The sequence below is a fragment of the Ruegeria sp. HKCCE4148 genome (genome assembly GCF_017872495.1).
Classification (GTDB): domain Bacteria; phylum Pseudomonadota; class Alphaproteobacteria; order Rhodobacterales; family Rhodobacteraceae; genus Ruegeria.
Genome location: NZ_JAEDOS010000002.1, coordinates 407992 through 420706, shown reverse-complemented (window position 1 = coordinate 420706; position 12715 = coordinate 407992). Strand labels below are relative to the sequence as shown.

8 protein-coding genes are annotated in these 12715 nt (G+C 55.9%); 4 read left to right on the top strand and 4 right to left on the bottom strand.

From position 1 onward, the window contains the following. Positions 1-7 precede the first annotated feature (7 nt). From argC to I9187_RS07195, 4 genes are all read right to left on the bottom strand, one after another. On the bottom strand, positions 8-1036 hold the full coding sequence (gene argC, locus I9187_RS07210; protein WP_171174217.1) for an N-acetyl-gamma-glutamyl-phosphate reductase: 1029 nt from the start codon (positions 1034-1036) through the stop codon (positions 8-10). Between the two features lie 94 nt (positions 1037-1130). After that, a complete protein-coding gene (locus tag I9187_RS07205) occupies positions 1131-1940 on the bottom strand; it encodes an aspartate/glutamate racemase family protein (RefSeq protein WP_171174219.1) in 810 nt (269 codons plus the stop codon). 8 nt (positions 1941-1948) lie between these two features. Next, positions 1949-2827: a lysophospholipid acyltransferase family protein gene (locus I9187_RS07200; RefSeq protein ID WP_171174221.1), complete on the bottom strand. Its 879-nt coding sequence runs from the start codon at positions 2825-2827 to the stop codon at positions 1949-1951. 78 nt (positions 2828-2905) lie between these two features. Then, positions 2906-6325, bottom strand: coding sequence for an indolepyruvate ferredoxin oxidoreductase family protein (locus tag I9187_RS07195; protein ID WP_209940124.1), 3420 nt, complete (start codon positions 6323-6325; stop codon positions 2906-2908). Between the two features lie 169 nt (positions 6326-6494). Between I9187_RS07195 and I9187_RS07190 the strand changes: the two genes are divergently transcribed. From I9187_RS07190 to I9187_RS07175, 4 genes are all read left to right on the top strand, one after another. Further along, positions 6495-7403, top strand: coding sequence for a LysR family transcriptional regulator (locus tag I9187_RS07190; protein WP_171174225.1), 909 nt, complete (start codon positions 6495-6497; stop codon positions 7401-7403). A gap of 270 nt (positions 7404-7673) precedes the next feature. Beyond that, the gene (locus I9187_RS07185; protein ID WP_171174227.1) at positions 7674-9914 is read left to right on the top strand and encodes a mechanosensitive ion channel family protein; all 2241 of its coding nucleotides are present in this window, start codon (positions 7674-7676) and stop codon (positions 9912-9914) included. A gap of 180 nt (positions 9915-10094) precedes the next feature. Next, on the top strand, positions 10095-12254 hold the full coding sequence (gene purL / locus I9187_RS07180) for a phosphoribosylformylglycinamidine synthase subunit PurL (RefSeq protein ID WP_171174229.1): 2160 nt from the start codon (positions 10095-10097) through the stop codon (positions 12252-12254). 145 nt (positions 12255-12399) lie between these two features. After that, positions 12400-12636 carry a BolA/IbaG family iron-sulfur metabolism protein gene (locus tag I9187_RS07175; protein ID WP_039530494.1) on the top strand — a complete coding sequence of 79 codons (237 nt, stop codon included), beginning with the start codon at positions 12400-12402 and terminating at the stop codon, positions 12634-12636. Positions 12637-12715: the final 79 nt, after the last annotated feature.

The window sequence follows — 12715 nt, the reverse complement described above, 5'->3', positions numbered from 1 at the left end:
ACCGTCCTCACGGAAATAGAGGGGCCATCATCAGACCCACAGTTTCATCTTCACCTAACATCAGGTTGGCGTTCTGCAAGGCTTGGCCACTGCTACCTTTTGTCAGGTTATCCAGCGCGGCAATCACAATCGCGCGCCGTTCGATCCGGTCAGCCACCACACCGATATGACAGAAATTCGACCCGCGTACATGATGGGTCGACGGCGCCTGTCCCATCGGCAGCATCTGGATGAAAGGCTCATCCACATAGGTCTTTGCCAACGTTTCATAGACGCTTTGCGGGTCGCCCTTGACGTAGGTCGTTGCCAGAATGCCCCGGTTAGCCGGGACCAGATGCGGTGTGAATTGCACATGCACTGTCCGCCCGGCCAGCTTCGAAAATTCCTGATCGAATTCACCCAGATGCCGGTGTGCACCGCCGACCGCATAGGCATTGTACCCTTCACTCAACTCAGCGTGCAGCAGGTTTTCCTTGAGCGACCGCCCGGCCCCGGAAACTGCGCATTTCAGGTCCAGAATGATGTCATCAAGATCAATAACCCCGGCCGAGATCAACGGCCGCAGCACATATTGCCCTGTCGCGGCGTTGCAGCCTGTACCGGCGACCAAGCGCGCCGACCTTATCTCATCCCTATAGAACTCAGTTAGGCCATAAACGGCCTCGCCCTGCTGTTCCAAAGCGCTGTGCGGGTTGCCATACCACTTCTCATATTCATCCGGGTCTTGCAGCCGGAAATCCGCTGACAAATCAATGATCTTCAAGTCTTTCGGCAGGTCCCGGATCACCTCTTGGCTGGTTTTGTGCGGCAAAGCACAGAAACACAGATCAACATTGGAAAAATCGATCTCGGAAATCTTGCACAGATCCGGCAAGTCCATGTGCCGCAGATGCGGAAAGACCTGCGTCATACTCATCCCAGCCTTACGTTCGGCGGCCAAAGCAACGATGTCCATGTTCGGGTGCTCGGCGATCAGCCGCACCAGTTCAGCGCCGGTGTAACCAGAAGCGCCCAGAATTGCGATTTTATGGGTCATGTCAGACCTCTTCTTTACGTGTGTCACATATCACGACCGCCGATGTGACGGTCTTTGAACTAGAAAATTCGGGGAAGTGCGTCCTTGACCTAAATCAGGCCGCCTCGAACGATATTTGTCGTCGGAGGAACTGCGTCGCTCGGTCACTGACAAACCCTGGCTTGCCCGTGGTCAGAAAACCACCGCCGCCGTCGCCCAGCATGTTGGGGTGACGTTGCAGGTAATCGGCCAGACTTTCGGCCACCAGATCCCCTTGGCTAAAGACCTGAACATCCGAACCCAGGGCCGCCTGAAACGTCTCGGCCATCAACGGGTAATGCGTACAGCCCAGAATTGCGGCCTGCGGGTCCGGCATTTTGCGTTTCAACGCATCAACATGGCTCCGCACCAGCGCCTCGGCCAAGATCATATCGCCATCTTCAATAGCATCAACCACACCACCACAGGCCTGCGCTTCGACGTCCACGCCAATCGCGCGGAATGCCAGTTCCCGCTGAAAGGCCCGGCTGGACACAGTGGCAGGCGTCGCGAACAAGGCCACATGCTTAACGGCCACTTCGCGTGGTGGAGAGTTGTCCCCCCATTGCCGCTCGGTCAGCGCTTCGATCAAGGGAACAAAGACGCCTAGCACTCTCTTACCCTCGGGCACGCCCTCTTCCTGCATCCTGCGCAGGGCGGCAGCGCTTGCGGTGTTGCATGCCAGAATCACCAGATTGCACCCGCGATTCCACAGTTCGTGCACGGCCTTGCGGGTCAGCTGATAGATATCCTCGGCGTCGCGTACACCGTAGGGCGCATGCGCACTGTCCGCGAAATACAGGAAATCCACGTCGGGCAGCCGTTGCTGCGCGGCATTCAGGACGGTCAGACCGCCCAAACCGGAATCAAAGATACCTACTGCCATTAGCCCCTTCAGGCGCGATGCCGTTCCTCAAATTCATAGCCGTAGTCATAGGACTCCAACGGCTTCGGAGACAGCTCATACGTGGCTTTGCGCAGGAAATCCATCATCTTGCGCGTATCCTTGCCAAGCGGGTCCAAAACATCGCGCCCAATAGGCTCTCCGATCACCACTTTCACAGGGGTATCGACGCGCTTTTTGAATTCTTTGATGAGCAGACCCATACGCAGGGTGTTGTGCAGATGGCTTGCGATCTGGAACAAGCGCGATGTGTGCCCGTCGAAGAAAACCGGCACAACCGTTGCATTGGATTTCGCCACCATTCGAGCCGTGAAGCCACGCCAGCCCGGATCCATAGGGTGCGCAAACGGCTTGACCCCGGTGCTGACTGTCCCGCCCGGAAAAATGCCAATCGCCCCACCCTCGCCCAGATAGTTGAGAGCCGTTTTGCGAGTCTCCAAATTCAGCTTCATCGCTTCTTTCGTTTCATCAAACGAAATGGGCAGGATGATGCGGTTCAGATCTTCAGCCTTGCGGAACACGCGATGCGCCAGAATTCGGAAATCTCCGCGCGCCTCAGACAGAATGTGACCCATTATTAGACCATCCAGAATGCCATAGGGATGATTGGCAATCAGGATCAGGGAGCCATCCGTCGGAATGTTTGCAAGCGATCCCCCCACAACATCCAATGTCAGCCCATAGCGTTCGACCATAACGGCCCAAAAGTCGCGCCCGTTGGCAACGTCTTTTTCGTATCCGTCGGCGCGTTTGATCAGGCGCATACGGCCAGTCGTATTCTCCATAAGCTTAATAACCATTCGCCCGCCTTTGGTCTCGGCAGAATGGGCATAAGAAATGTCACGAACGGCATCACGACGCGATGGCATGTGGGTCTCCGGTTTGTTGCCTGCAAAATAGGTGCAAGTAACAATTTTGCCTAGCTATCGTGACGCCCTTGTGACGATTTACTCCGCCGCTGCCTGCAACTCGGGCCCGCCGCTGCGGATGGATGCCAGCAACTCCTCGCGCCGTTTGGCTGCCTTGGCCTCGTTTTCCTGCAAAACAGGTCCGAAACCACGGATATCCAATGGCAGTCGAGCCAAGGCAGAGATCGCATCACGTGTGTCCTGCGACAATAACGGCAACACTTCGCGCATTTCCTTTTCGTACTGCCGGATCAAAGCACGCTCCATTTTGCGTTCGGACGAATACCCGAAGACATCGAACGGTGTGCCGCGCAGCGCCTTCAACTTTGTCAGCAGCTTCAATGGGCCTATGACAGATTCGCTGAATGCGCGCTTCTTGGGCCTGCCGTTGCTGCCCGATCCTCCGAAAATCGGCGGCGCCAGATGAAACGTCATCTTGAAATCGCCATCAAACTCGGCCGCCGCCTTTTCCCGACTGGTCAGCAGAAGGCGGGCAACCTCGTATTCATCCTTGTATGACAAAAGCTTGTGATAACCCTTTGCGACTGCTTCGCGCACCTCAGCGTCCTCAACGCTGTCAACCAACTTACGATACCGTTTCGCCAACCGGGCGCTTTGGTATTCGGTCAGGTGCTGTGCACGGAACTCGATGATCTGGTCCAGCGTTTTCGGCATCTCCGCCACGGTTGGGGACAGTATGGACTGTACCTCATCCGGATGCAGCACCGCCCAGCGGCCGATATCAAACGCACGCTTGTTTCGTTCGACCGCCGTTCCGTTCAACTCAATGGCGTCAAAGATCGCCTGATGGCTGACGGGCAACAACCCGCGCTGCCAGGTCGCGCCAAAGATCATCATGTTGGAATAGATCGAATCCCCCATCACGGCGCGCGACAGATCGGTTGCGTCAAACAATGAGACATCTTCTTTCAGCCGCGCCTGCAAGGCCAGTTCCAGCTGATCGGCTGGAATGCGGAATTCCGTATCGCGTGTGAAGTCGCCCGTGACCGTTTCATGGCTGTTTACGACTGCGCCGGTGCGTCCGGTGCGCGTCAGGCCCAAGGTCTTCGCCCCGGCGGAAACCACCAAATCGCCGCCGATCAGGGCGTGGGCTTCACCGGTGGCAACGCGGATCGCGCTGATATCTTCGGGGCGATTGGCCAGACGGCAGTGGATATGAACCGCACCACCTTTCTGCGCCAAGCCCGCCATTTCCATCATGCCCGCGCCTTTGCCATCGATCTGCGCCGCCTGAGCAAGAATTGCGCCAAGGGTAACGACGCCAGTACCCCCTACACCCGTGATGACCACGTTATGCGTTCCCTTGATCTCGGGAAGCTCGGGCATTGGTAGGTCCGGCAGATCGATCTCGGTCGTTGCCTCTTTGCGGATTTTCGCACCCTCAAGTGTCACGAACGAGGGACAGAACCCGTTCAGGCAGGAAAAGTCCTTGTTGCAACTTGACTGATCAATGGCTCGCTTACGGCCCAGTTCGGTCTGTTTCGGCACGATCGATACGCAGTTCGACTGCACCCCACAATCGCCACAGCCTTCGCAGACATCAGTGTTGATGAACACTCGTTTGTCCGGGTCCGGGAACGTGCCCCGCTTGCGACGGCGGCGCTTTTCAGCCGCGCAGGTCTGAACATAGACAATGACCGAAACGCCTTCGATCTCGCGGAATTTCTCCTGCACTTGCATAAGATCCGCGCGCTCATATGTTTGAACGCTGGCTGGCAGAGCCTTGAAGTTAACGTCTTCCTTTTCGTCATAAACCAGAGCGACCTCACGGACGCCCATCGCTTTGACCTCTGCAACGATCCGTTCTGCGGTCAGGTCGCCTTCGTTGTCCTGCCCACCGGTCATGGCGACCGCGTCGTTGAACAGGATTTTGAAGGTGATGTTCGTTCCTGCAGACAACGCCGCCCGGATCGCTTGAACGCCCGAATGGTTATAAGTGCCGTCGCCAAGGTTCTGGAACACGTGTTTGGTGGTCGAAAACGGAGCTTCACCAATCCAGTTCGCGCCTTCACCGCCCATTTGGGTGAAACCTGTCGTCTCGCGGTCCATCCACTGAACCATGTAGTGACAGCCGATACCGGCATAAGCGCGGCTGCCATCAGGCACTTTCGTCGAACTGTTATGCGGACAGCCCGAGCAGAAATACGGAAGCCGTGTCGCGATTTCCTGCGCGTTATCGGCCCGACGCGCTTCGGACAATGATGACAGCCCAGCCCGAATACCATCGGTTTCGCGCCCCTCTTCGATCAGGATTTCACCCAGTTTTTCGGCGATCATGATCGGATCAAGCGCACCACGCGTCGGGAACAGTTCTTCCCGGTGCAGCGCCCCTGCCCCACCTTTGTACCAGCCATAAACCCTGCGGCCGCGCCGATCGTCAAAGATGGCCTCCTTGACCTGAACCTCAATCAGCTTGCGCTTTTCCTCGACGATCACGATCAGGTCCAGCCCTTCGGCCCAGTCATGGAACCCGGCCATATCCAACGGGAAAGTCTGCCCCACCTTGTAAGTGGTGATCCCCAGCCGTTCGGCCTCGGCCTCGTCGATATTCAAAAGCGAAAGAGCATGTGTCAGATCTAGCCAGTTCTTGCCTGCAGCCACAAAGCCGATCTTGGCACCGGGTTTGCCCCACATCCGCTTGTCGAGCTTATTGGCATGGGAAAACGTTTCGGCCGCGAACCTTTTGTAGTCGATGACGCGCGTTTCCTGCAGGTGCGGAGTGTCACCCAACCGAATGTTCAACCCACCTTCCGGCATGTCGAATTCAGGCACAACGACCTGCATCCGGTTCGGGCTGCCATCCACAACCGAAGTGACCTCGATTGTGTCTTTCATCGTTTTCAAACCGACCCAGACCCCAGCAAAGCGACTGAGTGCGAAGCCGTATATGCCGTAGTCCAGAATTTCCTGAACGCCAGCGGGGCTGACAATCGGCATATACATGTCAACCAGCGACCATTCGGACTGATGCAAAACCGTCGAGCTTTCACCGGTATGGTCATCACCCATCGCCATAAGGACGCCGCCATGTTTGGCCGTTCCGGACATGTTCGCGTGGCGCATAACGTCGCCGGACCGGTCAACGCCAGGACCTTTGCCGTACCAAAGCCCGAAAACGCCATCGAACTTGCCATCCGCGCGCAATCCCGCCTGCTGACTGCCCCAAAGCGCAGTTGCAGCCAGATCTTCGTTCAATCCGAACTGAAACGTCACATCGTTTTCAGCCAGCGGCTTTTGGGCGCGCATCATCTGCTGATCGACCGCACCAAGGGGCGAACCTCGATAACCGGTAACTAGGCCCGCCGTGTTCAGGCCTGCTTGCCGGTCCCTTGCTTTCTGCATCAGCATCAACCGGACAAGCGCCTGAGTTCCGTTCAAAAGAACGGGGTTTTTCTCAAGATCAAACCGGTCGTTTAACGTTATCTGTGGCTGACTCATCAGACGTCTCCCCTCGTCAGATCAGTGTGCTTCATTTCGATGCATTTTAGGTCATAATTTCTGACCTGTATAGGATTTATCCACTGATAAGTAACGATTTCGCCCTTTGAATGTGGAACTTGTCACCTCTTTCATATAGGCATCCAAAAGGATAACGAAAGTTGCGGTGATGGATTGGGACAAGCTTAGAATATTTCACGCAGTGGCCGATGCAGGCAGCCTGACCCACGCAGGTGACAAGCTCAATCTGTCTCAATCCGCCGTGAGCAGACAGATCCGTGCATTGGAAGAATCGCTGGATGCGACCCTTTTTCATCGTCATGCGCGGGGACTGATTCTTACCGAACAAGGTGAATTGCTGTTTGACGCCACATCCGCAATGTCGAAACGGCTGGATGCTGCAGCCGCGCGCATTCGGGACAGCGAAGAAGAGGTCTTTGGCGTCCTGCGGGTTACGACCACATTCGGCTTCGGAACTCTCTGGCTGGCCCCGCGCCTGCCTAAACTGTACGAGCAGTACCCCGATCTCAACATCGACTTGATGCTGGAAGAACGCGTTTTGGACCTTCCCATGCGTGAGGCGGACGTCGCCATTCGCATGAAAGAACCCAGTCAAGCCGACTTGGTTCGCAAGCGTTTGATGACGGTGCAAATGATGCTGTACGCGACGCAGGACTATATCGAGGCTCATGGTGGAACGTTGAATTCGTTGGACGAAATCAAAGACCATCGACTGATTTGCCAAACCCCCGCAGCACCGCAAGTCGGAGCCAGCGCAGCGATGGTGCGCCACCTGATGACCTACAATCCAGGGTCGTTACTGACCGTGAACAACTATTTCGGAGTACTTCAGGGCGTTCTGCACAATCTGGGTATTGGGGTTCTTCCTGATTATGTAACGCAGGATTTTCCGCATCTGGTGCCGGTACTGTCCGACATCGAAACCGCTGATGTTCCTGTATACTTGGCCTATCCCGAAGAGCTCAGGCATTCGAAGCGCGTCGGCGCGTTCCGTGATTTCGTTCAGGATGAGATCATTGCGCAGCGCAAGCAATTGAAACAGATGGGTAAACTCTAGATATGCACCCATAGCATATCGGGCATGAGGTCTTAACAGGGTTAAACTCCTTGAACCTTCACAAACTGACACCTAAATGAGCACTCGAAGGCGGTGATGCTGAAACGCTCATCATCTTCATACCTCCCTGTTGGACTACGGCCGAGCTTATAGCTCGGCCTTTTTTTTGCGCGGCCAAAAGCATTTAGCCAGCGAAAGCTCTGGGAAAAATACACGCATAGGCATATGATCCCCAAAAAACGAAACAATTTCGTGTTCGAGGGAAAATCAATGTTCCACCCACTCCGCCTCATGCTGGCGATCATTTCCGCTTTATTTTTAGCGACCCCACTTCTGGCACAAGGCACCAGCACGCCGTCCTCAGTGACGATTCCCGAAGATCTGACACCCGAACAGGTCGACGACCTTGTTGCGCGGATGTCTGACGACCAGGTGCGCGCGATTCTGTTGGAGCGGCTTGATGCTGTTGCAGAAAAGCGGGCCGAAAGTGGCACGACCGAAAAGGGTATATTTCAGGCCATCTCGGACACCGTTAGCACCATGGCCGCGTCCTGGATGGATGTTATCAGAAAGATCCCTCTGTTAATTTCAGCTCAGGTTCAAGCATTCTCGAATTTCGGAAGTAGCTTTGGGTCCAGCGGGCTAGTTAGTCTTTTTGGCTTCACTTTCATCGCCCTAGCGGTTGGTTTTGCCGCCGAGAAGATCGTTGGGCTGTGGACGCGCCGATGGCTTAAAGTAGTTGATGGAGATGCTTCTACAAACCTTCGAGGTGCGGCCACCTATTTGTTCAAACGCTTTTGCGGTGAGTTTCTTGGCCTTCTGGTCTTTTATTACACTCTGGTTTTTGTAGGGCGTCGGCTTTTGGACGAGCCTCAGATCGCGCAGGCTGCACCATTTGTTTTCTTCCTAATTTGGTTCCCTCGTTTGGGTGCAGCCATTTCGCGTTTCATTCTAGCCCCGCAACAGCACGATCTTCGTATGGTCAATGTTAGCGACCACTGGGCGAGTTACCTGCATCGCAACTTGATCGGCTTATTCCTGCTGATTGGGTTCACCATGTTCATTTTGGACTTCAACGCCATCAACGGCGTCCCACCGGGTGAATCCCGTTTGGGTTTCTGGCTGAATACAGCGATTCACATCTACATCGCGGTGATTGCCTGGACGGCACGTGATGGATTGTCCGACATGATGCGTGGTTCAGACCCTGATCGTACTCGGTTTGATGAAGAGGTAGCGAGGCTCTACCCTTACATTGCTATCGGTGTTTCCGCCGGCACTTGGCTGCTGGTCGAGTATCTCGCAGCGCAGAACAACCCGGTGGTATTTGGCCTTCTGGCACATGGAGCACACTTCGTCACCATGTTCTGGCTGCTGATCGCTCCTGCTTTGGATACGCTGATCCGTGGCCTGGTACGTCACCTTCAACCACCTATGCTTGGCGACGGCCCTGTCGCAGAGCGCGCCTATAAGTCCACCAAGCGAAGCTACATTCGTATCGGGCGGGTTCTGGCCGGTGTTTTGGTCATTCTTATGATCGCCAATGCGTGGGACCTTGACCTTCAGGAAATCGCAGGCGGTGGAACTGAGTCCGGCAGCAAAGTGATCCAGTTCTTTATTATAATCGCGGTCGGGTACATCCTGAACGAAATCGTTTCACTTTGGATAAACCGCCGCCTCGCAAAAGAACAAACAGCCGCCGAACAAAGCCCGGATGAAGAAGCCGGTGAAGGCGGAGGTTCCGGCGGATCACGTCTGGCGACTGTTCTGCCACTGCTACGCGTTACTGCACAAGTAGCCATTGCCGTTATCTTTGTTCTTCTGGCTTTGGGTGCGTTGGGTATCAACATCACACCTCTGTTGGCCGGTGCCGGTGTTCTGGGTCTGGCCATCGGTTTTGGCGCACAGAAACTGGTCGCCGATATCGTGGGCGGGATTTTCTTCCTGATCGACGATGCCTTCCGCGTAGGTGAGTATGTGGATGTGGGCGGCACAATGGGCACGGTTGAGAAAATCTCGATCCGCTCGATGCAACTACGCCACCACCGCGGTCCCGTTCACACCATTCCCTATGGTGAGATTCAGAAACTGACCAATTTCAGTCGCGACTGGGTGATCATGAAGCTGAAGTTCACCGTGCCTTTCGACACTGACCCCAACAAGGTCAAAAAGATCTTCAAGAAGATCGGTGCCGAGATGATGGAAGACGAAACTCACAAGGATGGTTTCCTTCAGCCCTTCAAGTCTCAGGGCGTGTTCGACTTTGACGATGTCGGCATGATCATCCGCGGCAAGTTCATGGCAAAGCCGGGCAAGCAGTTCACCCTGCGCAAGGAAATCTTCAACCGGGTCAAGGCCGCCTTCAAGGAGAACGGCATCGACTTTGCCCGCCGTGAGGTGCGCGTTGCAATCCCGGGCCTGGATGATGCTGAAAACCTGACCCCCGAACAGAAAACAGCTGTTGGTGCCGCCGCGGCAGCTGAACTCAACAAGGACCAGGGACAGGCGTAACCTTCGCGGTTTGTTCCTGCGATCTGCACCAAAGCTTCGGTGCTTTCATACGGAACCGGCGCCGCCGTCGGTTCCGTTTTTCTTTGAAAGACGCAGCCTGCGCCGTCTTGACCCTTTCCACACGCGCGCGCTTGCCCTACAAGGCGCGAAATCTCGGCCCACTTGGACACAGGACAGAAGATGCAAGAGCCCGCCATCACACCCGATCTGATTGCTGCACACGGGCTCAAGCCCGAGGAATACGACATGATCCTCGAGATCATCGGGCGTGAACCGACCTTTACCGAACTGGGCATCTTTTCCGCGATGTGGAACGAGCATTGCTCGTACAAGTCGTCCAAGAAATGGCTGCGCACCCTGCCTACATCGGGGCCTCAGGTGATTTGCGGACCTGGTGAAAACGCAGGCGTTGTTGATATTGGCGACGGTCAGGCTGTTGTTTTCAAAATGGAAAGCCATAACCACCCGTCATACATCGAACCCTATCAGGGTGCGGCAACGGGCGTTGGTGGCATTCTTCGCGACGTCTTCACCATGGGCGCGCGCCCCATTGCATCGATGAACGCGTTGTCATTCGGCGAACCCGACCACCACAAGACCCGTCAGCTGGTGAATGGCGTGGTCGAAGGCATCGGCGGCTATGGCAACTGTTTTGGCGTGCCATGCGTCGGCGGCGAAGTCCGATTCCATCCGGCCTATAACGGCAACTGTCTGGTGAACGCATTTGCTGCTGGTCTGGCCGACAGCGACAAGATTTTCTACTCCGCCGCGTCCGGCGTCGGGATGCCCGTCGTCTATCTGGGCGCTAAAACCGGTCGAGACGGCGTTGGCGGCGCGACGATGGCCTCTGCTGAATTCGACGACACCATCGAAGAAAAGCGCCCGACAGTACAGGTTGGCGACCCCTTCACCGAAAAACGCCTGATGGAAGCGACGCTCGAACTGATGCGGACCGGAGCAGTGATCTCGATCCAGGATATGGGCGCGGCGGGTCTGACCTGTTCTGCCGTGGAAATGGGTGACAAGGGTGGTCTGGGCGTACGCCTCGATCTGGAAAGCGTACCCCAGCGCGAAGAGAATATGACAGCCTATGAGATGATGCTGTCGGAATCTCAGGAACGTATGTTGATGGTTCTCAAGCCGGAACTTGAGGCCGAGGCCCGCGCTGTTTTCGAAAAATGGGATCTGGACTTCGCCATCGTCGGTGAAACCATCGCCGAAGACCGCTTCCTGATCATGCATAACGGCGAAGTCAAGGCGGACCTTGTCTTGTCCAAGCTCTCCTCCACCGCGCCAGAATATGACCGTCCGTGGGAGCCGACGCCTGCTGCCGAAGAATTGGCCGATGTGCCTCAGATCGACCCGATCGATGGGCTGCGCGCCCTGCTCTCTTCGCCCAACTACGCTGGAAAGCAGTGGGTGTACGAACAGTACGACACCATGGTGATGGCGGACAGCGCCCGCACACCGGGTCTGGGCGCTGGCATGGTGCGTGTCCACGGCACCGACAAGGTGCTTGCCTTTACCTCAGACGTGACACCGCGCTATGTACGCGCAAACCCGGTTGAAGGCGGCAAACAAGCTGTTGCCGAAGCCTATCGCAACTTGACCGCTGTTGGTGCCAAACCTCTGGCCACCACTGATAACCTGAACTTCGGAAACCCCGAAAAGCCCGAAATCATGGGCCAGTTCGTCGGTGCCATTCAAGGCATCGGTGCCGCCGTTGGCGCGTTGGATATGCCGATCGTTTCGGGCAATGTGTCGCTTTACAATGAAACCGATGGTCAGGCGATCCTACCCACCCCAACAATCGGTGCGGTTGGCCTGCTGAACCATTCAGATGAGATTATCGGCAATGAAGTCCGTGAGGGTCACGTCGCCCTGGTCATCGGTGAAACCAAGGGCCATCTGGGCCAGTCCGCACTATTGGCCGAGGTGTTCAACCGTGAAGACGGTGATGCGCCGCGTGTTGATCTGGATGCTGAAAAGCGCAACGGTGACTTCATTCGCGCCAACCGCGAGATGATCAAAGCCTGTACCGACCTTGGCGATGGCGGTCTTGCATTGGCCGCCTTCGAACTGGCCGAAGCGGCTGGCGTTGGTGTCCATCTCGACGAAGCCCCAACCGAATTCCTGTTTGGCGAAGATCAGGCGCGTTATCTGATCGCCTGCAACTTTGACCAGGCAGAGGCACTTATGATTGCAGCCGGCCAAGCCGGTGTACCGCTGGTCTCTGTCGGTCGATTTACAGGTGATTGCGTGAAGGTCGGCAGTTCCGAGGCACCGCTGGCCGAGCTTACAGAGACCTTCCGCACCAGCTTTGCCGCGGCCGTGGCTTAAAATACAGGCTTCTTCTCGTCCCAAATACGGAAATCCTGCGCGTCTAAAAAGGCGCAGGATTTACCGGATTTGTCCGCACGTGCCATCTTGCACGCCCCGCCCCACCGCTCTACATCTTGATAAAGACCTTTAGGAGTAAACCTACATGCCGATGAGCGCCCACGAAATTGAAACCCTGCTGCGCGAGAGCTTTCCCAACGCGGAAATTCAGGTTGGCGGCAGCGATGGCGTTCACATGTCCGCCATGGTCGTGGACGAAAGCTTTCGCGGCAAGAACCGCGTACAGCAGCAGCGCGCTGTCTACGCGGCCTTGAAAGGCAAAATGGACGGCCCAGATGGTGAACTGCACGCGCTGGCGCTGACCACCAAAGTACCGGAATAATAAATTTCTTAGGAATGTGCTTAAATCAATGGGTGGATGGCAACCGCCCCAACCTAATGAGAAACCACCATTGGGAATG

Coding starts and splice junctions, on each gene's coding strand:
- argC (WP_171174217.1), bottom strand. CDS start 1,036: ATGACCCATAAAATCGCAATTCTGGGCGCTTCTGGTTACACCGGCGCT.
- I9187_RS07205 (WP_171174219.1), bottom strand. CDS start 1,940: ATGGCAGTAGGTATCTTTGATTCCGGTTTGGGCGGTCTGACCGTCCTG.
- I9187_RS07200 (WP_171174221.1), bottom strand. CDS start 2,827: ATGCCATCGCGTCGTGATGCCGTTCGTGACATTTCTTATGCCCATTCT.
- I9187_RS07195 (WP_209940124.1), bottom strand. CDS start 6,325: ATGAGTCAGCCACAGATAACGTTAAACGACCGGTTTGATCTTGAGAAA.
- I9187_RS07190 (WP_171174225.1), top strand. CDS start 6,495: ATGGATTGGGACAAGCTTAGAATATTTCACGCAGTGGCCGATGCAGGC.
- I9187_RS07185 (WP_171174227.1), top strand. CDS start 7,674: ATGTTCCACCCACTCCGCCTCATGCTGGCGATCATTTCCGCTTTATTT.
- purL (WP_171174229.1), top strand. CDS start 10,095: ATGCAAGAGCCCGCCATCACACCCGATCTGATTGCTGCACACGGGCTC.
- I9187_RS07175 (WP_039530494.1), top strand. CDS start 12,400: ATGCCGATGAGCGCCCACGAAATTGAAACCCTGCTGCGCGAGAGCTTT.